Origin of the sequence: Neisseria subflava (genome assembly GCF_003044645.1) — a bacterium.
GTDB classification, from domain to species: Bacteria; Pseudomonadota; Gammaproteobacteria; order Burkholderiales; family Neisseriaceae; genus Neisseria; species Neisseria subflava_B.
This window is the reverse complement of sequence record NZ_POXL01000010.1, coordinates 49470-72443: the sequence shown is the minus strand read 5'-3', so window position 1 is coordinate 72443 and position 22974 is coordinate 49470. Positions and strand designations below refer to the sequence as shown.

At 47.9% G+C, this 22974-nt stretch carries 23 protein-coding genes and 3 tRNA genes; 17 read left to right on the top strand and 9 right to left on the bottom strand.

Going from position 1 to position 22974, the window contains the following annotated elements:
• Positions 1–68 precede the first annotated feature (68 nt).
• Positions 69–569, top strand: coding sequence for a glycosyltransferase family 9 protein (locus DBY97_RS10845; RefSeq protein WP_234394558.1), 501 nt, complete (start codon positions 69–71; stop codon positions 567–569).
• Between the two features lie 49 nt (positions 570–618).
• On the opposite strand, the gene DBY97_RS10840 is transcribed toward DBY97_RS10845, so the two are convergent.
• From DBY97_RS10840 to DBY97_RS10830, 3 genes are all read right to left on the bottom strand, one after another.
• Positions 619–1974, bottom strand: coding sequence for a PFL family protein (locus DBY97_RS10840; RefSeq protein ID WP_107858341.1), 1356 nt, complete (start codon positions 1972–1974; stop codon positions 619–621).
• Between the two features lie 15 nt (positions 1975–1989).
• The gene (locus tag DBY97_RS10835) at positions 1990–2262 is read right to left on the bottom strand and encodes an ACT domain-containing protein (RefSeq protein ID WP_003680574.1); all 273 of its coding nucleotides are present in this window, start codon (positions 2260–2262) and stop codon (positions 1990–1992) included.
• A 107-nt stretch (positions 2263–2369) separates the two neighbouring features.
• Positions 2370–3515: a polyamine ABC transporter substrate-binding protein gene (locus tag DBY97_RS10830; RefSeq protein ID WP_107858340.1), complete on the bottom strand. Its 1146-nt coding sequence runs from the start codon at positions 3513–3515 to the stop codon at positions 2370–2372.
• Between the two features lie 328 nt (positions 3516–3843).
• Here DBY97_RS10830 and DBY97_RS10820 point away from each other — a divergent pair, with 328 nt between their 5' ends.
• Together DBY97_RS10820 and parE are read left to right on the top strand one after the other, a co-directional pair.
• Complete coding sequence (locus DBY97_RS10820) at positions 3844–4380, top strand: RNA pyrophosphohydrolase (protein WP_234394557.1); 537 nt, start codon at positions 3844–3846, stop codon at positions 4378–4380.
• Positions 4381–4448: 68 nt separating this feature from the next.
• On the top strand, positions 4449–6434 hold the full coding sequence (gene parE / locus DBY97_RS10815; protein ID WP_107858338.1) for a DNA topoisomerase IV subunit B: 1986 nt from the start codon (positions 4449–4451) through the stop codon (positions 6432–6434).
• 189 nt (positions 6435–6623) lie between these two features.
• On the opposite strand, the gene DBY97_RS10810 is transcribed toward parE, so the two are convergent.
• The 4 genes from DBY97_RS10810 to DBY97_RS10795 form a co-directional block, all read right to left on the bottom strand.
• Positions 6624–6700 (bottom strand) — tRNA-Asp (locus DBY97_RS10810).
• 32 nt (positions 6701–6732) lie between these two features.
• Positions 6733–6808, bottom strand: a tRNA-Val gene (locus DBY97_RS10805).
• A gap of 125 nt (positions 6809–6933) precedes the next feature.
• A complete protein-coding gene (gene ribA, locus DBY97_RS10800; protein WP_003685106.1) occupies positions 6934–7527 on the bottom strand; it encodes a GTP cyclohydrolase II in 594 nt (197 codons plus the stop codon).
• Positions 7520–8185, bottom strand: coding sequence for a hypothetical protein (locus DBY97_RS10795; protein WP_199900766.1), 666 nt, complete (start codon positions 8183–8185; stop codon positions 7520–7522). The genes ribA and DBY97_RS10795 overlap by 8 nt, the downstream gene beginning before the upstream one ends.
• 161 nt (positions 8186–8346) lie before the next feature.
• Between DBY97_RS10795 and DBY97_RS10790 the strand changes: the two genes are divergently transcribed.
• The 14 genes from DBY97_RS10790 (at position 8347) to DBY97_RS10725 (ending at position 20191) form a co-directional block, all read left to right on the top strand.
• Positions 8347–8431: transfer RNA gene (locus DBY97_RS10790), tRNA-Leu, on the top strand.
• A 198-nt stretch (positions 8432–8629) separates the two neighbouring features.
• On the top strand, positions 8630–9895 hold the full coding sequence (locus tag DBY97_RS10785) for a tyrosine-type recombinase/integrase (protein ID WP_107858336.1): 1266 nt from the start codon (positions 8630–8632) through the stop codon (positions 9893–9895).
• 183 nt (positions 9896–10078) lie between these two features.
• Complete coding sequence (locus tag DBY97_RS10780) at positions 10079–10846, top strand: hypothetical protein (RefSeq protein ID WP_107858335.1); 768 nt, start codon at positions 10079–10081, stop codon at positions 10844–10846.
• Positions 10847–10963: 117 nt separating this feature from the next.
• On the top strand, positions 10964–11167 hold the full coding sequence (locus tag DBY97_RS10775; protein WP_107858334.1) for a helix-turn-helix transcriptional regulator: 204 nt from the start codon (positions 10964–10966) through the stop codon (positions 11165–11167).
• Between the two features lie 114 nt (positions 11168–11281).
• On the top strand, positions 11282–11521 hold the full coding sequence (locus DBY97_RS10770; RefSeq protein ID WP_107858333.1) for a helix-turn-helix domain-containing protein: 240 nt from the start codon (positions 11282–11284) through the stop codon (positions 11519–11521).
• A gap of 16 nt (positions 11522–11537) precedes the next feature.
• On the top strand, positions 11538–12236 hold the full coding sequence (locus DBY97_RS10765; RefSeq protein ID WP_107858332.1) for a hypothetical protein: 699 nt from the start codon (positions 11538–11540) through the stop codon (positions 12234–12236).
• A 66-nt stretch (positions 12237–12302) separates the two neighbouring features.
• Positions 12303–12863, top strand: a complete 561-nt coding sequence (locus DBY97_RS10760) for a terminase small subunit (protein WP_107858331.1) — start codon at positions 12303–12305, stop codon at positions 12861–12863.
• A 295-nt stretch (positions 12864–13158) separates the two neighbouring features.
• The gene (locus tag DBY97_RS10755; RefSeq protein ID WP_107858330.1) at positions 13159–13485 is read left to right on the top strand and encodes a hypothetical protein; all 327 of its coding nucleotides are present in this window, start codon (positions 13159–13161) and stop codon (positions 13483–13485) included.
• A 200-nt stretch (positions 13486–13685) separates the two neighbouring features.
• Positions 13686–13901: a hypothetical protein gene (locus tag DBY97_RS10750; protein WP_049331046.1), complete on the top strand. Its 216-nt coding sequence runs from the start codon at positions 13686–13688 to the stop codon at positions 13899–13901.
• The gene (locus DBY97_RS10745; RefSeq protein WP_159069493.1) at positions 13898–14644 is read left to right on the top strand and encodes an antA/AntB antirepressor family protein; all 747 of its coding nucleotides are present in this window, start codon (positions 13898–13900) and stop codon (positions 14642–14644) included. Before DBY97_RS10750 ends, DBY97_RS10745 begins: the two co-directional genes overlap by 4 nt.
• Positions 14641–15741, top strand: coding sequence for a DUF7146 domain-containing protein (locus DBY97_RS10740; RefSeq protein ID WP_107858328.1), 1101 nt, complete (start codon positions 14641–14643; stop codon positions 15739–15741). The genes DBY97_RS10745 and DBY97_RS10740 overlap by 4 nt, the downstream gene beginning before the upstream one ends.
• Positions 15738–17483: a DUF927 domain-containing protein gene (locus tag DBY97_RS10735; protein ID WP_107858327.1), complete on the top strand. Its 1746-nt coding sequence runs from the start codon at positions 15738–15740 to the stop codon at positions 17481–17483. The genes DBY97_RS10740 and DBY97_RS10735 overlap by 4 nt, the downstream gene beginning before the upstream one ends.
• A 229-nt stretch (positions 17484–17712) precedes the next feature.
• Positions 17713–18087 (top strand): CopM family metallochaperone, encoded by a 375-nt coding sequence (gene copM, locus DBY97_RS10730; RefSeq protein ID WP_070440423.1) that lies wholly within the window; start codon positions 17713–17715, stop codon positions 18085–18087.
• 763 nt (positions 18088–18850) lie between these two features.
• Entirely contained in the window at positions 18851–20191 is a 1341-nt protein-coding gene (locus tag DBY97_RS10725; RefSeq protein ID WP_107858326.1) for a DUF2868 domain-containing protein, read from the top strand.
• A gap of 73 nt (positions 20192–20264) precedes the next feature.
• On the opposite strand, the gene DBY97_RS10720 is transcribed toward DBY97_RS10725, so the two are convergent.
• Both DBY97_RS10720 and dnaK read right to left on the bottom strand, forming a co-directional pair.
• Complete coding sequence (locus DBY97_RS10720) at positions 20265–20483, bottom strand: hypothetical protein (protein ID WP_107858325.1); 219 nt, start codon at positions 20481–20483, stop codon at positions 20265–20267.
• A gap of 268 nt (positions 20484–20751) precedes the next feature.
• Positions 20752–22680 carry a molecular chaperone DnaK gene (gene dnaK, locus DBY97_RS10715; protein WP_107858324.1) on the bottom strand — a complete coding sequence of 643 codons (1929 nt, stop codon included), beginning with the start codon at positions 22678–22680 and terminating at the stop codon, positions 20752–20754.
• Between the last annotated feature and the right edge of the window lie 294 nt (positions 22681–22974).

Genomic DNA, 22974 nt, shown 5'->3' with positions numbered 1-22974 from the left:
CCAACCCTCCCCCGCGCGAGCGCAGGAGAGGGAACGAATAGGCCGTCCGCACCCAAAAGACCCCAAAAATGACCGCTAAAACCCTGTTCAAAGCCATCAAAAAACGCCTGCAAACGCTGCGCATCCGTGCGGGCAAGGCGTGGCTCGACCGTGCGCCGGTGCCGTCTGAAAAGCCGCTTGCGCCGGAGAATATCGGCGGCATTCTGTTTTTGCGCCAAGACGGCAAAATCGGCGACTACATCGTCAGCTCGTTTGCCTTTCGCGAAATCAAAAAATCCGCGCCGCACATCCGCATCAGCGTGGTCTGCACCGAGGCCAACCGCAGCCTGTTTGACGCCAATCCGCATATCGACGCGGTGCATATTGTCCAAGCCAAAAGCAGCCGCTCGTATCGGGAAACCGGCCGCTCGATTGCAGGGCAATATGATGTCGTTATCGATCCCACCGTATTGGTGCGCAACCGCGATTTGGTTTTAATCCGCAGCATCAGCGCGCCCTACAACATCGGCTTTGCCAAAGAAAACTACCACATTTTCAACCGCAACATCGCCGATAAAAAACAGCATTAAAGGCCGTCTGAAAATCAATTTCAGACGGCCTTTTTATTCATCAATCCAATCAGTTCTTCATCGACTGCACCGGCGCAGGAATCCTGCCGCCTCGGTTGACGAACACTTCGCACGAACCTTCTTTAACCGGCATTACAGGCGCGTAGCCCAGCAGGCCGCCGAACTCGACGCTGTCTCCGACGGTTTTGCCCGTTACCGGAATAATGCGCACGGCGGTGGTTTTGCTGTTGATCATGCCGATGGCGGCTTCGTCGGCGATGATGCCGGAAATGGTATGAGCAGGCGTGTCTCCGGGGACGGCAATCATGTCCAAACCAACGGAGCAGACGGCGGTCATGGCTTCGAGTTTGTCCAGTGTCAGCACACCGGCTTCGGCAGCGGCAATCATGCCTTCATCTTCGGAAACAGGGATAAACGCGCCACTCAAACCGCCGACCGCGCTGGAAGCCATCATGCCGCCTTTTTTCACGGCATCATTCAGCAAGGCCAAAGCCGCTGTCGTGCCGTGCGTACCGCAGACGCTCAAACCCATTTCTTCAAGAATGCGCGCCACTGAGTCGCCAACGGCAGGGGTTGGTGCCAACGACAAGTCGAGGATACCAAATGGGATGTTTAGTATTTTTGAAGCTTCGCGGCCGATGAGTTCGCCCACGCGGGTAATTTTGAAAGCGGTTTTCTTCACTACTTCCGCAACTTCTGTCAATGTTGTTGCATCTGAGTTTTCCAACGCGGCTTTTACAACACCCGGCCCCGATACGCCGACATTGATAACGGCATCCGCCTCGCCAGAGCCATGAAACGCGCCCGCCATAAACGGGTTATCTTCCACTGCATTGCAGAACACGACGATTTTGGCGCAGCCGAAACCTTCGGGTGTAATTTCAGCCGTGCGTTTGATGGTTTCACCTGCCAGCTTGACCGCATCCATATTGATACCGGCGCGCGTGCTGCCGATATTGATGGAGCTGCACACGATATCGGTAGTCTTCATCGCTTCGGGAATGGAGCGGATTAACACCTCATCCGAAGGCGACATGCCTTTTTGCACCAGCGCGGAAAAGCCGCCGATAAAGGACACGCCGATGGCTTTGGCAGCTTTATCCAAGGTTTGCGCCACGCTGACATAGGAATCGGCATGGGTGGCCGCCGCGATTTGGGCAATCGGCGTAACCGAAATGCGCTGGTTCACAATCGGCACGCCATATTTAGCAGACAGATATTTTGCCGTCGCCACCAAATCCTTGCCGACTGTGGTAATTTTATTGTAAATGTTTTGGTTCAACACATTGATATCGCTGCTGATGCAGTCGTGCAGATCAATGCCGATGGTAATGGTGCGCACGTCAAAATTCTGGTCGGCCACCATTTTGACGGTTTCTAAAATCTCGCCGGATTGAATACTCATGGCTCTCCCTCCGACTTAAATACGGTGCATGGCTTGGAAAATTTCTTCGTTTTGCATACGGATATCAAGCGCGAGTTTTTTGCTCTCTTCCGCAAACAAATCCAAAACCTCTTGACGCGATTTGGTGCATTTTGAAGTATCCACCAAAATAATCATGGTAAAAAAATCGTCCATCAGCTGTTGGCTGATGTTGAGAATATTGATTTGGTTTTCCGCTAAAATTTTGGAAACGTCGTACACAATGCCCACACGGTCTTTACCGATGACGGTGATGACTGAATTGTTCATAACGCTGTTTCTCCTAATAGGATATTTGAAAAGTGTTGACAATTATAACACTCAGGCCGTCTGAAAAACTGTTTCAGACGGCCTGAGTATTCAAATTTCAATTTTAATTATCGCCCTGCTTTCAAAGCCTGCCACAAGCGAACGCTGAGTTTGCTCGCATCGGTTGACTTAGGGGAGACGATGAAGCTTTTTTCCATCAATTCTTTACTTGGGAAAATCGATTCGTCAGAAGTGTATTTTTCATCCATCAAATCACGCGCCGGACGGCTGGCCGGAGCATAAGTCACATAGTTGCCGTTTTTGGCCGCTGTTTCCGGATTGAGCGTGTGATTGATGTATTTGTGTGCATTGGCCACATTTTGCGCATCACGCGGAATCATCAGCGAATCCACCCAAATACCGACGCCGCTTTTCGGCGCCAATACTTCGATTTCTACGCCGTTTCCGGCTTCTTTGGCACGGGTTTTGGCAATATTGAGGTCGCCGCCATAGCCTACCGATACGCAAAGATTACCGGCTGCCATATCATCAATATAGCCGGACGAGGTAAAGCGTTTGATGTCGGGACGCACTTTTTTCATCATATCGACAGCTGCTTTGATGTCGTCAGGGTTTTCGCTGTTCGGGTCTTTGCCCAAATAATGCAAAGCCAAAGGAATCTGCTCGATGGCGCTGTCGAAATAGCTGATGCCGCATGATTTCAGTTTTTGGGTGTATTCAGGATTAAACACCAAATCCCATTCGTTTTCAGGCAACTTATCGGTGCCCAAAGCCTTTTGAACCTGCTGTTTGTTAATCGCCAGCGTATTGATACCCCAGAAATAAGGGACGGCATATTCGTTGCCCGGATCGACGGTTTCCATCATTTTCAACAAATCAGGATCGATATTGGCGTAATCGGGAATTTGCGATTTGTCGATTTTTTGATACGCGCCGGCTTTAATCTGACGGCCGACATTAGCAATAGACGGCGCAACCAAGTCATAACCCGACTTGCCGGTCAGCAGCTTGGCTTCCAGCGCTTCGTTGCTGTCGTAGTAATCGTAGCGGACGTTGATATGCGTATTTTTTTCAAACGCAGACAGCGTGGCCGGATCGACATAATCCGACCAGTTGTAGATATTGAGTTTATCCGTTTGAGAGGAAGAAGTTTGAGTTTGAGATGCGGAAGATTCTGCGGCGGTTTCTTTTCCACCGCTACACGCAGTCAAGACGAGGCTCAAGATTGCCGCCGCCATCAAAGATTTTTTCATGGTTTCAGACCTTTTGTTCGGGGGGTAAAAATATTGCAGCGGTGGCAGATGCCACTTACAAAAGGGAAACTGTGGGGGCGGCCGGCATGTGTCCTTTGCCCTTGATTCAGCAAGGTTTGCATTAAACGGCAAAAAGCTTTTGAATGCAAGACCTTAAAGCAGAAAAAATTCTCCCTTTTCAGACGGCCTGAAGCTATGGTTTTATTCATAAACAACATTTTTTCAGAAACGGTTTCATGCCGTCTGGGAAAAACTGTGGGCTTATTCAGACGGCCTCAAGATTTGTCAAAACCGCTCAATTTGTGGGAAAATTGCACGATTGAATTTAATGAAGGGCGACACCGTGTTAGACAGAGAAGGCTATCGCCCCAATGTCGGTATTATCCTGATTAACGAACGTAACGAAGTCTTTTGGGGCAAACGCGTACGCGAACATTCATGGCAGTTTCCGCAAGGCGGCATCAAGCCGGGCGAAAGCCCTGAAACCGCCATGTACCGCGAGTTGTACGAAGAAGTCGGCCTGCTGCCGCAACATGTCAAAATTATCGGCCGCACGCGCGACTGGCTGCGCTATGACGTGCCCAGCCACTGGGTGCGCCGCGAATGGCGCGGTTCGTATCGCGGACAAAAACAGATTTGGTATCTTTTGCGTTTGGTCGGCCGCGACAGCGACGTCAACCTCCGCGCCTGCCACCATCCTGAATTCGACGGCTGGCGTTGGCACCAATACTGGGCGCCAGTTGACGAAGTCATCGACTTCAAGCGCGGCGTGTATTTGGACGCATTGACCGAACTCTCCCGTTTCTTGCGCGGCATAGAAAGCTATGAAGACTTTATCCGTCGCAATCCAATAGAAAACCTATAACCCAAACGCTTTCAGGCCGTCTGAAAGCGTTGTTTTTCATCTTTTCAGACGGCCTTTACATTATTCCTATGGCTAAAAACAATCAATACAGCGAATCCAGCATTACCGTCCTCAAAGGCTTGGAGCCGGTCAAAGAACGTCCCGGCATGTACACCCGTACCGACAGCCCGACCCATATCTGTCAGGAAGTGATTGATAATGCGGCGGACGAGGCGTTGGGTGGTTTTGCAACTGAAATTGACGTGCAAATTCATGAAGACGGTTCTCTTTCCGTCCGTGATAACGGCCGCGGTATTCCCGTCGGCCTGCACCCTGAAGAAGGCGTACCCGTAGTCGAACTCGTATTCACCCGTCTACATGCAGGCGGCAAGTTCAACAAAAAAGACGGCGGCAGTGCCTATGCCTTTTCAGGCGGCCTACACGGCGTCGGCGTATCTGTTACCAACGCCCTTTCCACCCGCCTTGAAGTAACGATCAAACGCGAAGGCAAAATCCACCGCATCGTCTTTTCCGGTGGCGACGTCATTGAGCCATTGACTGAAGTGGGCAAATGCGCCGTCAAAGACAGCGGCACCGAAGTGCGCGTGTGGCCGGACGGCAAATATTTTGAAAGCCCGAATTACAGCATTCCTGAACTCGAACGCCTGCTGCGCGCCAAAGCTGTATTACTGCCGGGCGTACGCGTTTCCCTGACCCGTCCGGTCAAAGGTGAAGACGAAGCATACACCCAAACCTGGCACTATCCAGACGGCCTGAAAAGCTATTTGACCGATCTGATTGCCGACGCTCAGGAAGCCGTACCTATCTTCTCTTGTGAAAACTACATTTCAGACGGCCACAACGGCGATTTCAGCATTGGCGAAGGTGCCGCGTTTGCCCTGACTTGGCTGGAAGAAGGCTCGTGTGCCAACGAAAGCTACGTCAACCTGATTCCCACCCCTTTGGGCGGCACGCATGAAGCAGGCTTGAAACAAGCCGTGTTCAACGCCGTCAACAACTTCATCAATCTGCACAACCTCTTGCCGCGCGGCGTAAAAGTACAAAGCGACGACGTGTTCAGCAAAACCGCCTTCGTCCTCTCTGCCCGCGTCCTCGACCCTCAGTTCCAAGGTCAAACCAAAGACAAGCTGACCAACCGCGATGCGCTGAAACTCGTTGCTACTGTATCGGGCGACCCTTTGGAATTGTGGCTAAACCAAAACGTAGACTTCGGCAAAAAAATCGCCGAACTCGCTATCCGTCAGGCACAAGCACGGATGCGTTCGGTTAAAAAGATTGAAAAGAAAAAAGGTAGCGGCGTTGCCGTCCTGCCCGGCAAACTGACCGACTGCGAGAGCGAAGACATCCGCGAAAACGAACTCTTCCTCGTCGAAGGCGATTCCGCCGGCGGCTCTGCCAAACTTGCCCGCGACAAAGCCACACAGGCCATCCTGCCCCTGCGCGGCAAAGTGCTTAACAGCTTCGAAGTCCACCCCGACCAACTCTTCGGCAACGCCGAAATCCACGATATTTCCGTCGCCATCGGTGTCGATCCGCACGGCATCAACGATCATCCCGACTTAAGCGACCTGCGCTACGGCAAAATCGCCATCCTGTCCGATGCCGACGTGGACGGCTCGCATATTCAAGTTTTGCTGTTGACCCTGTTCTACCGCCACTTCCCAAAACTGGTTGCCGACGGACATATCTACGTCGCCCAGCCGCCGCTGTTCCGCATCGATATCAACGCACAAGGCAAAAGCAAACCCGCCCGCAAATTCTACGCCCTCGATCAAAACGAACTCGACAGCATTTTGGAGCGACTGCAAAAAGAAGGCGTTAAAGAAACTGCTTATTCCATCAGCCGTTTCAAAGGCTTGGGCGAGATGAACCCCGACCAGCTCAAAGACACCACCATGCACCCCGACACCCGCCGCCTGTTGCAAGTGCAAATCCCAGAAGGCGCGGATGACGAAACACGCGACATCTTCGTCAAACTAATGGGCAAAGGCGAAGCCGCCGCCCGCCGCGCATGGATGGAAAAAGAAGGCGATACGGCAGAATTGGATATTTAATCCATTGTTTCAATAGACTAAAGGCCGTCTGAAACTTTCAAAGTTTCAGACGGCCTTTTTTCAATCATCAGAAATTAAGATTAAACAGTATTTCAATATCCTGTTACTTACCTGTTTCTATTTTCGCAGTTTAATAGTGTCTTTAAGAAAAATAAAAAAGCACTAATATTATCAGTGCTTTTTAAATAATGGCGCGGCGGACGGGGCTCGAACCCGCGACCCCCGGCGTGACAGGCCGGTACTCTAACCAACTGAGCTACCACCGCGCATCCACTGTCAAAGACAATGAAAGGAAACTTGGTGGGTGATGACGGAGTCGAACCGCCGACATTCTGCTTGTAAGGCAGACGCTCTACCAACTGAGCTAATCACCCGATAAGCCAACATTAAATCAAAAAATCAGGCTACGCGCAAGGTTTTTATTTAAATAAAAATATATCCCATTGAAAGAATATAGAATATTTTATTTAACCGCAAAAATTACCGTTATGCCTATCCATCAATCAAAAATCAAATGTCCCAATTTATCCGCTTTAGTATGCAGATAACGTTCATTTTCCACATTTTCGCCGACATGTAATGCAATCCGTTCGACCACATTGATACCGGAATCTTTCAACGTTTGGATTTTTTCAGGATTATTGGTCAACAATCTGACCTCCCGAATATGCAGATAATCATAAATCTGCTTAGCCAAAGTGAAGTCGCGTGCATCAACAGGAAGGCCGAGTGCAACATTGGCTTCAACCGTATCCAAGCCTTGGTCTTGCAGACGATACGCACGGATTTTGTTTATCAAACCAATGCCCCTGCCTTCTTGGCGCAAATATACGATAACGCCACGCCCTTCTTTTTGAACGGCCTGCATCGCCGCTTGCAACTGAGGGCCGCAATCACATTTCACCGAAAATAAAGCGTCACCGGTCAAACACTCGGAATGAATACGCGACAACACAGGCAGGCCGTCTGAAACATCGCCCATCGTCAATGCGACATGTTCCTGCCCGCCCTCTTCTTCGAAGCCGTGCATGGTAAATTCGCCCCATTCCGTAGGCAAACGGCATGACGCGACAAACTTCAACGCGTTACTCATTTTCCGCTTCCTCGTTTTCAGCTACGCCCAAGAGGTTTTTCAAAGGTTCTGCCAAGGCTAATGCAAGGGCAATCCAGGCCACCAACACTTCGTCAGGCGCACCGTCCTTGACATCAAATTCAGCATATACCACGCCTAAAACCGCACCGCTGGGCATACAGACAGGAACAGAAATCTGACTCAAACCGGGATGATTGCGTTCGGCCGACAATTCACCAATTTCCTGCCAATACGCCACATTCTGACAAACATTCATCCAGCCGCTTTGCGCCGTACGCACAGCCAAAAAAGCCTGTCCGGCCTGCTCGTCGATTGGAATCACATTTTCCAACGGCATGCCCCAACGGCTCAGTCGAACCAGCGACAACGCACCATCTTTTGGAAACGCTGTATAAACTGCTGCGCTTTTCAAATGCTCGGTGCGCTCGGCAACCGAATCCAAAGCCATAAAAATCTGTTTCAGCAACCATTCATGTTCAGCATCAACATAATCCGCCAACTGCCAACCGTCTTCAGACGGCCACAAAATCGAACGCTCAACCGAAGCATTGCCCATTTTAATCACAGCCTGGGCAGTCAAATAAGCAACATGTATCTCATCCGCAGGCAACTTCAAACCTTGCGTCTGCAAAAAATCTTTAATCAATAAAGCAGGCATCTGCCCTTCCTCACCAATAGTAAAGTTGAGGCCGTCTGAAAACAAACCCTGCTTTCAGACGGCCGGAATAAGTCATTATATAAGGGATAAACCGACAAATTCAAGCAAACAAGACTTTGCGCCCCCATTAATCTTGTGTATAATCCACGGTTCAAATTAGTGCGGACGTGGCGAAATTGGTAGACGCACCAGATTTAGGTTCTGGCGCCGCGAGGTGTGAGAGTTCGAGTCTCTCCGTCCGCACCACCCAACCCCTTTTAGGGGCTTTTTTTTCGTCTAATCAAATCTAACACAGTAATCAAGATTCAATACTGGCAAGGCTTTCAGGCCAATATACCCATTGCCAAGTGTCTAAATACCCCCAATGCCATTTAATTGAATAAAGCACAAAATGTGGGTATGATTCAGGGGATCAGTCAAAACCACTGTAAAGCATACCCACAAATGCCACTAAACGACCGCCAAATCAAAGCCGCCAAGCCGTCTGACACTGGAAAGAAAATCAAGTTATTTGACGGTAACAGTCTGTATCTTGAAGTTACACCAGCGGGCGGAAAAATATTCCGCATGAGATACCGCATAGATGGCAAAGAGAAAGACTTCACTATCGGGAAATATCCTACCGTTTCACTGGTAGAAGCCCGCCAAGCCGCCGAAAACGCCCGCCGCATGATCGCACAAGGGCAAGACCCCAACAAAGCCAAGCAAGAAGCCAAAACAGCCCGACAAGCCGCCTTGTTAAATACTTTTGAGCATTTGGCCAAGCAATGGTACGAGGACAATTTGCCCCGCTGGAAAGAACATCACGCCGAGCGGATCATGCGTTATTTGAAAAATGACGTTTTCCCAGTCATTGGAGAAATCCCCGTTAATGAAATCAAGGTAACCCACATCAAAAACTTGCTTGATGACATTATGGCAAGGGGCGTTACTGATACCGCCGACAAAATCAGGGGCTGGATCGGGGCGGTTTTTGACTATTCCGCCATGTTGGAAATATCAGAAAACAACCCCGCCCGCCTATTGAAAAATCACATTCCCAACTTACCCACCAAACACAAACCCGCCCTACCCCGTGAAGAATTACCGGAGTTTTACCGCCGCTTGATACTGGCAAGCAATATAGAGCGGCAAAACAAGATTGCCATCATGCTGATCATGCTGGTGTTTGTGAGAAATAACGAATTGCGCGGCGGCCAGTGGGAAGAAGTGGACTTTAAAAACAAGCGTTGGATTATTCCCGCCGAAAGAATGAAGCACGAAAAGATGAAGCCAAAGCCCGCTTTATGTGTTCCTCTTTCTGATTGGGCAATAGAGCTTCTTCAAGAGTTACACACGCTGACAGGGCATAGCCGGTTTATGTTTCCAAGTAGAACCAACGTAAACCGCCATATCAGCGAGAACACACTAGGAAAAATCATTAACGAGAAACTAGGCTATAAAGGCAGAGCAACTCCGCACGGCTTCAGAGCAGTAGCAAGTAGTCTGCTTTATGAAAACAACTTCAATGGCGGCGCGATTGAAACACAGCTTGCCCACGTTGAAGAAAACAAAATAAAGGATTCATACGCCTACCAAGCCGATTATATGCCCCAGCGTATCGAGTTTATGCAATGGTATAGCGACTATTTACGGGAGCGATACAACCGGGCATTACAGATGATTCAAGAGAGCAAAGACGGGTTAAAAATTCCCTATGCGCGAGAGTAAATATACTGGTTACACTGGTTACCACAAAATTTAACAAATATAACTATATGAATATAAATATAAATACAAAGAAAAAGCGGTAACCAGTTAACGTAAATTTACTGGTTACCAACTGGTTACCACTGGTTACCATTTATACAAGTTTGATATTCCGGAATATTTTTTTAGCTTTAGAGGTATTACATGGTTTCTATCGCATATCCAAGAAACGTTGCAGTATATAAACCAAAATATGCGGCTATATTCAATATCCGTAAAAACCCTGAATTTCATGACGTACTAGGGGTTTTTAGCTGGCAAGCCGAAAGGGTGCTAACTAGAGCATTTCAAAGCCTTGAAAAATTTGAGCATGGTGTGTCGCTATGGAGTTATAAGGAAACTTACAAGGTTTCTTTAGTTGAGGAGCAGGTTAATGACGCGTTAGAGAAGTATCAGGAAAAGTACGGAGACCCTATCGATTATTCAGAGTATTTTTATCCCGTGATAGAAGAGTTGCACTTTGGGCAAAGTCTGGAGATGCGCCTAGAAATGCAGTATTTCATTACAGCAAAGGCCATTTATGAGTATATTTCAAACTTCAAAAATAAACCATTGCAAGAAAATTTCAATCAATTCAAAACAATAGCAAACTTAATTACAGTATCAATAGAGTTTATGTCTTTGGAGTTGAGAAAAGACCAGATTAGCATAGAGGCAATAACAGAAAACGCCAAAAAAGCAGGCAAAGCCAAGCAAAGCCGTTATGAAAAAGCGGGAACGATAGCAGCCGTAAATCAGTTATTGGAGGAAAGAAAGGACAAGTTAAATCAAAGAGGAGGAAAAGCTGAATTAATCAGCCTGATTATCCGCAAAATTAATGACGATGAAATCCCCGCCCCTGATGTTCCAACAGAAAGAACGGTTGTAGAGTGGATAAAAAAATTTGAGCAAAACATGAAATCAACTAGCTGACTTCATGAAATCAACACGGTATTTCATGAAATCAACACGCTACTGCCTAAACAGCCGCCCACAGGGGCGGCTATTATTTTGCTTGTCATACAACCACAGCTAAGAAAGGCAAAGTATATGAATACAGTATTAAGAGTAAACGATACCGCCCGCGTTATGGGCGTTTCACGAGCGACTATTTGGAATTGGGCAAACCCTAAGAGCCGCCATTACCTCCCTGATTTTCCTAAGCCTATCAAACTTTCAGACAACATTACTGGCTGGCTTTCCAGTGAGATTGAAGAGTATCTCAACAAACTGGCCGCCAAACGCGAAGAATAGGAGTTTTCGGAGCAATACGCGCGCGCGCGAAGAATCAGCGGGAATCTATCCCTTTAGACAAAATAAAACCGCCTGAACGGACATTCAGACGGCGGAGCTTAGGAGGTAAAGATAATGAGTAATCATTCTATCAGTATTAAGGCCAAAACGCCAAGCCAAAGAGAGCGAGTTTTAGCCCGATTGAGAAAAGGGAGCGTTACTTCATGGGAGCTGGCACAGATGGGCATACTTAGCTACAACACACGCATTATGGAGCTTCGCAGAGCCGGGCATGAAATCATAACCGTGATGGAAGAAGTAACAAACCAATTTGGGGAAACCGTGAAGCATGGACGGTTTGTATTAATCAATTAAATCAGGAGCTTTAGATATGAACATTGAATATGTAAAAACAGTTTTTGCAACTCGTCAAAAATTACTTAAAGAGGAAGAGGACAAATGCAGTGAGCTGACTGCCCAAATTGAAGCGGCTGAAGCCGGTGTTTCAGAGGCGGAAGCGGTAATCAATGAATTTGCAGGGCTTAGAAGCAAGCGCAAAGGAATATTTGCCGATTTATTGAAGATGGGCAAACCCACAAACACCAAAGAGGCCAAAGAGCTTGATTCAGAGATTGCCGCCAAGCGAGAAGAGGCAGACCGCGCCGCCGATGTGTTGGAAGTACAAAAAGAACTGTTGGAAAGCCTCTTTAATGACCGCCTCCAACATCTGAACCGCATTTCAGAGCTTCGCAATTTGCTGGCCGTTTCCCGCTATGAAATGTTTATTGCCGGTATTGAAGAGACCCACTTGCCTGAATATTTGGAGGCCGCCCGCGCCTACGCCAAAGCCGCCGCGAAACTGGCAGGAATCGGCAAGGCCGCCATTGAAATGAGAACGAATCTTCAGGAAAACGGTTTGCGGCCTGATTGCCGAAACTATGGGGAATCTATGCCGAATCGAATAATTGATTTACGTTTACCCGGCTTCTTCAACATGATGGACAACACCAGCGGAGAAGAAAACGCTATTTTCGACATCTTTAAAGACATGGAGAAAGAAAAAGAAGCGGTTTCTAATAGCTTGAAGTAGCAACACCCAAACAGCCGCCCAAAGGCAGAAAACAGCTATTGGGCGGCTTTTTGAAAGGATTAAGACATGACACCAAAGCAAGAGCAGTTTGCCCGCCTGTATGTGGAAACAGGCAATGCGAGCGAAGCATATCGGCAAGCCTACAACACCGACAACATGAAGCCCGAAACGGTAACCAATGAAGCCTATAAGCTGCTACAAACCCCCGATATTTCCGCGATGGTAGATGACCTCAAGGCAGAGGCACGGCAACGCCACGCGGTAACCGTGGACGACCTGTTGCACGAACTGGAGCAGGCACGGGCGGCGGCACTGACAGCCTCAACACCGCAAAGCAGCGCGGCAGTATCGGCCACGATGGGTAAGGCCAAAATGCTTGGCTTATTAGTGGATAAAGCGGAAATCAAGGCAGAGGCGGAAATACAGGAAAAGCCGAAAAGTTATGTATCTTCGATTGTGGAATCACTCACAGAGGAAGAGAAAAAAGCAATCTTGGACTTAGCCCTTAAGACACATAGGGGCAAATGGGAGGCGGTAACACTTGCAGACATTGCCGCCGTTACAGGTAAAGACACTGACAAGACGTGCTATGCCGTCATTCTTATTACAGCATTGGACAGAATCTAATGTTAAATCGCCCAATCCTGTAAAAATCATTTGACAAACACCAAGCAAAACGGCAAGATTAGAAAACCTGTTCAATAGCAGGTCAGCCGTGAGAAGCTGAAACAAACAGGCAGATACAAAGCCGCCTAGCGGTTTTTTTTGTATCTATCCCCTAGCTTTACCTTTCATGGTGGGCGGGGCAAGGAGGGCATACGCCCGCTGGTACTGTTTGCCAGTTTCTCACACCTTGCCTTTGCCCGCCGCCCTACCGTGTGAGAACGGAGGAGGCATTAGCCAAACAGAAAGGTAGCACCTCATGAAATCTTCAAATTCTACTCAAATCCAAACCATTCAAAATCAATCCCAAACGGTAACCATCCCCTTAGAGCTGGCAAACCGCATTATGGACGCGCTGTACTACGGAGGCGAATTTATCGCCAATACGGGCGCAATCATCGACACCATTTGCGACAACATGGCCGCCCATTCCGTCCGCAACACCCCCATAAGTGCGAGCGGAAGCACGGCACGCCTTGCCACAGTCATTCAAACCCTAGTCCCCCATGCGGAAAACTTGGAATCTTTCGATTTGTCATCCGAGCTTGCGGGATACATTCAAACTGACCCCATCCCCGCGCCCTGACGATTCAGACAGCCTGAAAGAATGGGCTGCTTACAGCGTAACCCACGCCGGTTAAGCCCACCTATTCCCTGAAATTTACCCGCCTTTATGCCGCCTATTTCAGACGGCATAGGGCAAACTTCGCCCTAGTGTTTTCATAACTAATTGATTTTATTAGATTCATGTTTTGAAACACTGGAGGCAGAGCAAAGGATAAAACCATGAAACAGACCAATAAATCCGACCGTTTCCGCCGGTATCTTAACCGCGCTTTGCTGGTGTTTTGGGTGTTGCTTTTGGCTTTGGTAGTCCGAGCCTGTAACCAGCCCGCCCACGCTGACACGGAGCAACTAGAGCCGGAAACGCCCGCAATATGGGAAACAGACCCGACCGCCGGAATAGTTTTAGAACCAGTATCAGAGGAGGCAGAGCAATGACCGCACTGATCACACTAAACCAAGCCACCATAGACGGTGCAGTGCAGCAAGCAGTAAATGCCCGTGAGCTTTATGCCTTTTTGGAATCAAAACAGGAATTTTCAAATTGGATAAAGAGACGTATTGAAGATTATAGCTTCATAGAGGGCAAGGACTTTTTGACAAATTTATCAAAAACCCCCAACGGCCGGCCGCGCCTTGAATATGCCTTATCACTGGACATGGCTAAAGAGCTTTCAATGCTTGAACGGAGCGAGAAAGGCAAACAGGCAAGGCAATATTTCATTCAATGCGAGAAGCGAGCCAAACTTTCCGCCCTTCCTGATTTTACCGACCCAATAGCGGCGGCGAGGGCATGGGCTGATGAAAGAGAGAAAAACGCACAAGCGACCGCATTGATTCAGGAACAGACAGCAAGACTTGCAACAGCAGAGCCAAAAGCCGCCGCGCTTGATTTACTTTCCGATAGAACAGGAACACAAAACATCACATTGACCGCCAAAGAGCTAAAAACCAAACGAAACGACCTGATAGCCCTATTACGGGCGATTGGTTGGATATATAGGACATACGGCAACATTACCGCTTCACGCTATGCAGAACAGCAAGGCTACATGATTCAAAACAGCGGCATATCAGACAGGAACGGTGCGGCTTATTCCCAGGCACTGATCACGCATAAAGGAAAAGCAAAACTGGCAGAAATTATAGCTAAACAGAAAATTGGAGGAGCAGGAAAATGAAACCAACATACCAAGACATTAAAGCCGCCGCGCAATACCACTGGCCGGAAATCCACGCCGCATTAGGCATAGACCAGCGATACCTGAAAAACAAACACCAGCCCTGCCCCGCGTGTGGAGGGAAAGACCGTTTCAGATATGACGACAAGGACGGAAACGGCACATTCATTTGCAGCCATTACAACAACGGCGCGGGCGATGGTTTCGGCTTGGTAATGCACTTTTTCGGGTGTGATTTTCAGACGGCCTTAAAGCAGGTTTCAGGCGTTTTAGGCATGGATAATGCAGACCCTTTGCCGATACCGCCAACACGCCCACAAGCGCAACCATACCCCGAAAAAGACCAAATCGAGAAGCTGGCCGCATTGTGGAGAAGCACAGAGCCTATCCGCCCCGATTCCCCTGTTATCCAGTATTTGAGATCACGCGGTTTGGATATGGCGCATTTGCCCGAAAACGTCCGTTTCCTACCTGAAAAAGACTATTGGACAACAGGCGAAGATAAGCCGCTGTTGCTTGGTAGTTTCCCCTGTATGGTTTGCGCTATCCGCGATATGGACGAAGAGCTACAAGGCTTACACCTGACCTATTTGCAGGCGAGCTATGACAAGCCATGCGGGGAGGACGGACTACACGCCCCGCGCTATCAGAAACTGGCAATCAAAGACCCTGTAACAGGCGAAACATTACCGGCTAAGAAAATGCGAAACCGTAAGCAAGGCAGTATATCGGGGCAAGCCGTCCACTTGTTCCCGATTCCTGAAAATGGCCGCCTTGTCATTGCAGAGGGCATAGAAACCGCCCTTGCCGCCCGTGAATTATGCAAGGCTTACGATTGGGGCTTATGCGCGGCCTTGAGCGCAAACAGCTTGGCAAATTTTCACTTTTTGAACGGTATAAAAGAAATTGCAATTATTGCCGATAACGACACGCCCCGCCCCGTTGGTTACAGAGCCGCTTATGACTTGGCAATGCGAGCCATTAAGCAGGGAATCAAGGCGAGCATTTGGCAAAGCAAAACGCCAGGCTATGACGCACTGGACGAACTAAACGAGAAGAAGCAATCAGACAATCATTTCGGAGGACAGACAGCATGAAAAATACCGAAACAGCGAAGCAGGAAAGCCCTAACGACTACAACCTTGAGAATATCGAGCCATTCCGCCCGCGCCCTCACTTTGAGATCGATAATCGGGGCGTATGGTGGGTAAACGTTAGAACCGATAAAGACGGCGATATTATCGAATCAGAGCCGCTATTGCTTTCCGACCCTATCGACATCATAGGCACAGGGCAAGACAATGACGGCGCGTATTATCGGATTATCAAGTTTAAAGACAAAATCACACGCCAACAAAAGACCGCCGCCCTACCACAAGCAGAAATCGGCACGGTTCAAGGCTGGCAGCGTTTGCAGAATTTCGGCCTAGTCATCATGAGCGGGCGGGCAAAAAGGGAAAGACTGGCAGACTATTTGCAGAAAGAGGGAAGCCCGATAGCCTTTACCATTACCGACCGCGCCGGTTGGAACGGGGAAGCCTACATACTGGCAGGCGGGGAAGCCGTTAACGCAGACGGCACAAACATTCTATACAACGGAGACACCAGCCAAAAAGACGGTTACACAGAAAAAGGCAGCCTCAAGGAATGGCAGGAGCAGGCCGCGCGATACGCAGAGAACAATAGCCGCCTATGCCTTGCTTTAGGTTTAAGCATGGCCGCGCCATTCTTGGCACTTTTGAACGAAGAGGGAGGCGGTTTCCATTTGGCGGGCGATTCCTCAAAAGGCAAAACAACCGCCGCGCGGCTTGCCTTGAGCGTATGGGGCGACCCTGAAACCACTAAAGGAAATTGGGATACTACCCCGCTTGGCTTGCAGAATTTAGCTTTAGCCCGCAATGATGGCTTGCTGGTGTTAGATGAAATCGGGCAATCAGCCGACCCGCGAAAAATCCCGCAAATGGTTTACAGCGTGATCAACGGCGTGTCAAAAACACAAGGCGCAAAAGATGGCGGCAACCGCCGGCAGAAAACATGGCGCAATCTGATCCTTTCAACCGGCGAAATAAACCCAGAGAGCCTGATAGGAGACCGCGCCCAATGGAAAGCGGGCAATCATGTTAGGTTACCTGACATACAGGCAGAGGCAAGATATGGCATTTACGACACGTTGCACGGCTTTGCAGATGGCGCGAAACTGTCGGAGCATATCAACCAAGCCACAGCCAAGCAGCGAGGAACAGCAGGCCGCGCCCTTATCCGCCAAATCCTCAAAGACGGAAAAGAAGCCGTCGCCCAGGCCGTAGAAGCCGGCCGCGCCCGATTCCTTGATACCTTGCCACCAATGGAAGGACAGGCGCGAAGAATTGCCCGCCGCTTCGCCCTTTTGGCCGCCGTCTTGGAATATGCCGCCCCTATTACCGGCATGAGACAAGGAGCAGGAGAAGCAGGAGTAAGGCAATGTTTCAATGAATGGCTTGAAGAAAACGGCACAGGAAACCGCGAGGATCGCCGAATCATTGAGCAAGTAATCGCTTTTATGGACGTTAACGCACTGTCAATGCGCTTTTCAGACTGGAACGCCCAAACCGTAAACCAACATCACGCAGGTTATCGGAAACAAGAGGGAAGCATAGATGAGTATTGGATAATCCCCGTAGTCTTTGAAGATGAAGTCTGTAAAGGATATAGCCCGCGTAAAGTGTGTGAAGTCCTACATACTCGCAAATGGGCGAAAAAAACCAATAACGGCAGATGGCAACACCAGCGCAAACGCAACGGCAGTGCAAGCCGATTCTATGTTTTGATGGGAGAAGCCCCGCCCGACTTTGACGAATAACCAAGAGCAAGCCCGCTATTACCGACAATGGCGGGCTTTTTTACGTCCAAACATTCAGGCAGACCAACCAATAAAGCATAAAATCGACAGGAAGCCCCTAAATCTCAAAAATTAGGACTGTTTGACCCTTTCCTTATACCAACCCTTGTGTATCGAAATAAATATTGACTTTAACCTTAGGTCAAAGTTTATGATTTGTGTTCCTTTAGTTATCACATAGGCGAAAAACATGAAAAAACTTATGACTTTTATCACACTTAGCGCTATTGCAATTTCAAATTATGCCCAAGCTAATGAGCAACCGCATCAAGCACACATGAATATGCAAATGTCGACAGGTTCTGCAATGCAACAAGAATTAATGCAAGGTATGGATCAAATGAATCAAGACATGATGGCAGCCGCGCAATATAAAGATCCTGATGTTGCTTTTGCAGCAGGTATGTTGCCACACCATATTGGCGCAGTAAAAATGGCGGAAGTTGAATTAAAATACGGAAAGGATCCTGAGATGCGTAAGCTTGCTGAGGATATTATTAACGCACAACAAGCGGAAATTGAACAAATGCAAAAATGGCTTAAAGCACACAACAAAAAAAAGTAAGCCGTAGCCTGCATCCCCGCTAACCGCGTTCTTTAAAACCAAGGTGTAGCAACTGTATTTTTCACCCCGTCTGGTAAAAATACAGTTGCTACCCAATCAATGAAACACGCTTACAGCGCAATTTTAGCCTATTTACGCCATATCTACCCAAAAGGCAGGCAGTGAATAAATAATTTCAAGACCAATACGCGCGCGCGCGAGAGAAAAGCAGCCCCTTGAATTTTTGGAGTCCATAAAAAGAAAGCAAAAATCAGCGGGTAACCACTTAACCGGCACTGGTAACCAATGACAAGGGCATAACTGGTTACCGCATTATCGTTGATTTATAAAGGTTTTTAGGGGCTGGTAACCAGGTAACCAGAGTAACCAGTGCATTTTGTATATATATAGCGGTTTAAATTTGAGAGAGAAGCCGCCGGCCTAATCACTCAAATAACAACACGCCCCAAAAAAAGTTATAATGACCGGCCTAAACTGCTAAATTATTTTTTGACCTTTGCAAAATGTGGGAATATTTGTGGGTATATTTAGATTGCTTTATTATTTTTACAATATAAAACAATGAATTATGCCTTTAGTTTGTGTCCCTCCGCCGCGCCACACTCAAAATGAGCAGCTTTCGGGCTGCTTTTTTTACATCTATTCCACTATGTACCCTATTCAAAATCAAAACTGCTTTTAATTTTTTGACCTTTGCAAAGAAGGGGTTTATTTGGGGGTATAACAGACGTTTCCATTTTATCTTTCAGACGGCCTATCATTTATGTTGAATCCATCGCAAAAACTTGTCGAATTGGTCCGTATCCTTGAAGAACGTGCCTATATTTTTCCGGGAGATCCTGTGCAGGCGACGGAAGCGTTGCGGCATATTGATGGCGGCAACGAGGAAAAACTGATACGCCGTGCTCAAATTATCGACCGCGACCAGCATTTGAAATATGTGCTGCAACAGGTGGAGACAGGCTCGTTTTGGCTTTGGATTGTTGCGGCGACGTTGTTGTTTACGGTCGGTTTTTCCAGCACTTATCTTTTGATGGACAATCAGGGGCTGAACTTTTTTCTGGTATTGGCCGGGATTTTGGGCATGAATACAGTCATGCTGCTGGTGTGGCTGGCGACTTTATTCCTGCGTTTGAAAAATGTGCACTTTATCAGCAGTCCGGCAACTTGGTTCCGAGGTAAAGACCCGGTCAATCAGGCAATTTTGCGGCTTTATGTGGATGAATGGCGCAAACCGCAAACGCGTTGGCTGATTGGTGCAACTTCACACGGTCTGTGGCTTTGCACGCTGTCGGGAATGTTGGTTTCTGTTTTGCTGCTGCTTTTGGTGCGTCAATATACGTTCAACTGGGAAAGTACGCTTTTAAGCAATACGGCATTGGTGAAAACGGTTGAGGCTTTGTCATGGCTGCCGGAACGTTTGGGCTTTCCTGTTCCTGACAGTCAGGCTGTGATTGCAGGCCGTCTGAACAATCATATCGAAGATGCACGCGCTTGGGCTGGTTTACTCATCGGCAGCATTATCTGCTATGGCATTCTGCCGCGTTTGATTGCTTGGCTGGCTTGCAAGATTACTTTAAAAACCCTTCGAGAACGTTTGGATTTGAATCAGCCCTACTATCAAAACATTCTCCGCACATGGCAAACGAAGATTGTTGATGCCGATGATTTTCAGGAAAACATCGTTCCCGTTTCATCTAAAATTACGCTGAATAATGCGCCTAAATGGGCCGTTACACTGGAAACGGAATGGCCTGAGCCGCTTTGGTTTTCAGGTGTTTTGGCGCAAGAATGGATAGATAAAGGCGTGGCCGCCGGCAGAAAAGATTTGGAACAATTAGAAACCGAATTGAAACAAACTCCGGCACAACTTCTCATTGGCGTACGCACGCAAACTGTTCCCGACCGCGGCATTTTGCGGCAAATCAGCCGTTTGGCCGAAGCTACGGACGGAGGCGTTATCATTCAGCTTTTGAATCAAGACAGTTTCTCTGAAGATTTGGATACCAAACTGGATTATTGGCGCGATGCGCTGGCAGAAAGAAACATTGCCTGGCTGGAGCCGACCCGTTTGGCACAAGAAAAACGGCAAAGCATTATTTGACAGATAAACCGAAGGCCGTCTGAAACCTGATGTTTGGGTTTCAGACGGCCTTATTTATTGTTGAGGATTCATCTTAATGATGTTCGTGGCGATGCTCTTGATGATGTTTAGGCTTGGCTGCATGGTGTTTGGCTTTAGACGCAGGTTTTTTCATTTTTTGCGGTTTGGCTTTTTTGTGCATACGCTCTTGTTTCGGATGCATTTCATGTTTGCCGTGTGCAGAAGCGACAGGAGCCAATACCAAGCCGGCAGCCGCAACCATCAAAGAGGTCATTTGAATCAGTTTTTTCATATTTATCTTCTTTCAAGGAGTTGATTTGAGGTAAAAATAAGAATTTATTCGCACTCAAGCGATGGTCAAATATTAATGGCTTTAACTGTCAGCTGCTGTCAGATGTCGGCGAAATCTGTTCAAAATCCGGCAATAGAAGTATGGCAACACAATGATGTAGCATGATTTTGAAAGTTTACCGTCAATTTTGACAAAGCGTCTTTACACATTTCCCAAACGAAAAAAAGCGCGAACCTTTCGATTCGCGCTTTTTTTCAGACGGCATCAATTATTTTTTGTCGTCTTTTACTTCTTCAAAGTCGGCATCTACAACGTCGTCGTCTTTCTTAGCAGAAGACTCGGTTTGTGCGCCCTCGCCTGCTTGTGCTTCGGCTTGCGCTTGAGCGTAAACCATTTCGCCCAGTTTTTGGCTGGCTGTACCCAAAGCTTCGGCTTTGGCATCGATAGCGGCTTTATCGTCGCCTTTAACGGCTTCTTCAGCTTCTTTCAACGCAGCTTCGATTTTTTCTTTCTCGGCAGCGTCGAGTTTGTCGCCGTAGTCAGCCAGAGATTTTTTCACGGAGTGAATCAGGGCTTCGGCTTGGTTGCGTGAAGCGACCAATTCAGTCAGTTTTTTATCTTCTTCAGCATTGGCTTCGGCATCTTTCACCATGCGTTCGATTTCTTCTTCGCTCAAACCTGAAGAGCCTTGGATGGTGATGTTGGCCGCTTTGCCTGTACCTTTGTCTTTGGCGGAAACGTGCAAGATACCGTTGGCGTCAATGTCGAAAGTAACTTCAATTTGCGGCATACCGCGTGGTGCAGGTGCGATGTCGGTCAAGTTGAACTGACCCAAAGATTTGTTGGCAGAAGCGCGTTCGCGTTCGCCTTGCAGTACATGGATGGTTACTGCGCTTTGGTTGTCTTCGGCAGTAGAGAACACTTGAGACGCTTTAGTCGGAATAGTAGTGTTCTTTTGAATCAGCTTGGTCATCACGCCGCCCATGGTTTCGATACCCAAAGACAGAGGAGTTACGTCCAGCAGCAATACGTCGCTACGGCCGCCGCTCAATACTTCGCCTTGAATCGCTGCACCTACGGCAACAGCTTCGTCAGGGTTCACGTCTTTACGAGGCTCTTTACCGAAGAAGGCTTTAACGGCTTCTTGTACTTTCGGCATACGGCTTTGACCACCGACCAAAATTACGTCGTCGATGTCGCTGGTGCTCAAGCCGGCATCTTTCAATGCGATTTTGCAAGGCTCAATAGAACGTTGGATCAAGTCTTCAACCAGGCTTTCGAATTTGGCGCGGGTAATTTTCATGGCCAAGTGTTTCGGACCGGTTGCGTCCATAGTGATGTATGGCAGGTTGATTTCAGTTTGCTGACCGCTGGACAATTCGATTTTGGCTTTCTCAGCAGCTTCTTTCAGACGTTGCAGAGCCATTACGTCTTGTTTCAAATCAATGCCTTGTTCTTTTTTGAACTCGTCAATGATGTAGTTGATCAAGCGTTGGTCGAAGTCTTCACCGCCCAAGAAAGTATCGCCGTTGGTAGCCAATACTTCAAATTGTTTGTCGCCGTCAAGGTTGGCGATTTCGATGATGGAGATATCGAAAGTACCGCCACCCAAGTCATATACGGCTACTTTACGGTCTTTGTTGTCGCCTTTGTCCATACCGAATGCCAAGGCAGCAGCGGTTGGTTCGTTGATGATACGTTTTACTTCCAAACCTGCGATGCGGCCTGCGTCTTTAGTCGCTTGACGTTGGCTGTCGTTGAAGTAGGCAGGAACGGTAATCACGGCTTCGGTGACTTTCTCGCCCAAGTAAGCTTCAGCGGCTTCTTTCATTTTACGCAAAACTTCTGCGGAAATTTGAGGAGGAGACAGCTCTTTGCCTTGCGCTTTCACCCATGCGTCGCCGTTGCTGGCTTTGATGATTTCGAAAGGCATAGATTCGATGTCGCGTTGAACTTCTTTGTCTTCAAATTTGTGGCCGATCAAACGTTTGGCGGCGTAAATAGTGTTTTTAGCGTTGGTTACCGCTTGGCGTTTTGCAGGCGCGCCGACGAGGATTTCGCCGCCATCCAAATAAGCGATAACGGAAGGAGTGGTGCGTGCACCCTCTGCATTTTCGATCACTTTGGTTTGACCGTTTTCAGAAATGGCCAAACAAGAGTTGGTTGTACCTAAGTCAATACCGATTACTTTTGCCATATTATGTTGCTCCTAATAAATAAACTTTTCTAAATTAATAATCCTGTGGAACATTTCGTTCCGATGGCTTGTAAATAAGGTTGCTTCATTTTTTTTCAAGGCTTAATTTGAATTTTTTTTTAAATTAAATTCAAGTACTTGATTTATTTATCCACAAGCCGTTTATTCTTTTTTCAGATGGCCGGCTTTAATTTTCCGATTCCGGTTTATCGGAATGATTTTCCAATAGCGGAACATCGGGCTTTGAAACCGGATAAGGCCGTCTGAAGATTTTATGCTTGATAAACTTTATCA

Bases quoted from the DNA above. Each gene is read 5' to 3' on its own strand.
- DBY97_RS10840 (WP_107858341.1), bottom strand. From the start codon at position 1,974: ATGAGTATTCAATCCGGCGAGATTTTAGAAACCGTCAAAATGGTGGCC.
- DBY97_RS10820 (WP_234394557.1), top strand. From the start codon at position 3,844: ATGAAGGGCGACACCGTGTTAGACAGAGAAGGCTATCGCCCCAATGTC.
- DBY97_RS10755 (WP_107858330.1), top strand. From the start codon at position 13,159: ATGAAATCTTCAAATTCTACTCAAATCCAAACCATTCAAAATCAATCC.
- DBY97_RS10760 (WP_107858331.1), top strand. From the start codon at position 12,303: ATGACACCAAAGCAAGAGCAGTTTGCCCGCCTGTATGTGGAAACAGGC.
- DBY97_RS10775 (WP_107858334.1), top strand. From the start codon at position 10,964: ATGAATACAGTATTAAGAGTAAACGATACCGCCCGCGTTATGGGCGTT.
- DBY97_RS10830 (WP_107858340.1), bottom strand. From the start codon at position 3,515: ATGAAAAAATCTTTGATGGCGGCGGCAATCTTGAGCCTCGTCTTGACT.
- DBY97_RS10740 (WP_107858328.1), top strand. From the start codon at position 14,641: ATGAAACCAACATACCAAGACATTAAAGCCGCCGCGCAATACCACTGG.
- DBY97_RS10770 (WP_107858333.1), top strand. From the start codon at position 11,282: ATGAGTAATCATTCTATCAGTATTAAGGCCAAAACGCCAAGCCAAAGA.
- copM (WP_070440423.1), top strand. From the start codon at position 17,713: ATGAAAAAACTTATGACTTTTATCACACTTAGCGCTATTGCAATTTCA.
- DBY97_RS10750 (WP_049331046.1), top strand. From the start codon at position 13,686: ATGAAACAGACCAATAAATCCGACCGTTTCCGCCGGTATCTTAACCGC.
- DBY97_RS10835 (WP_003680574.1), bottom strand. From the start codon at position 2,262: ATGAACAATTCAGTCATCACCGTCATCGGTAAAGACCGTGTGGGCATT.
- dnaK (WP_107858324.1), bottom strand. From the start codon at position 22,680: ATGGCAAAAGTAATCGGTATTGACTTAGGTACAACCAACTCTTGTTTG.
- DBY97_RS10845 (WP_234394558.1), top strand. From the start codon at position 69: ATGACCGCTAAAACCCTGTTCAAAGCCATCAAAAAACGCCTGCAAACG.
- DBY97_RS10785 (WP_107858336.1), top strand. From the start codon at position 8,630: ATGCCACTAAACGACCGCCAAATCAAAGCCGCCAAGCCGTCTGACACT.
- DBY97_RS10780 (WP_107858335.1), top strand. From the start codon at position 10,079: ATGGTTTCTATCGCATATCCAAGAAACGTTGCAGTATATAAACCAAAA.
- DBY97_RS10735 (WP_107858327.1), top strand. From the start codon at position 15,738: ATGAAAAATACCGAAACAGCGAAGCAGGAAAGCCCTAACGACTACAAC.
- DBY97_RS10765 (WP_107858332.1), top strand. From the start codon at position 11,538: ATGAACATTGAATATGTAAAAACAGTTTTTGCAACTCGTCAAAAATTA.
- DBY97_RS10720 (WP_107858325.1), bottom strand. From the start codon at position 20,483: ATGAAAAAACTGATTCAAATGACCTCTTTGATGGTTGCGGCTGCCGGC.
- ribA (WP_003685106.1), bottom strand. From the start codon at position 7,527: ATGAGTAACGCGTTGAAGTTTGTCGCGTCATGCCGTTTGCCTACGGAA.
- DBY97_RS10725 (WP_107858326.1), top strand. From the start codon at position 18,851: ATGTTGAATCCATCGCAAAAACTTGTCGAATTGGTCCGTATCCTTGAA.
- DBY97_RS10745 (WP_159069493.1), top strand. From the start codon at position 13,898: ATGACCGCACTGATCACACTAAACCAAGCCACCATAGACGGTGCAGTG.
- DBY97_RS10795 (WP_199900766.1), bottom strand. From the start codon at position 8,185: ATGCCTGCTTTATTGATTAAAGATTTTTTGCAGACGCAAGGTTTGAAG.
- parE (WP_107858338.1), top strand. From the start codon at position 4,449: ATGGCTAAAAACAATCAATACAGCGAATCCAGCATTACCGTCCTCAAA.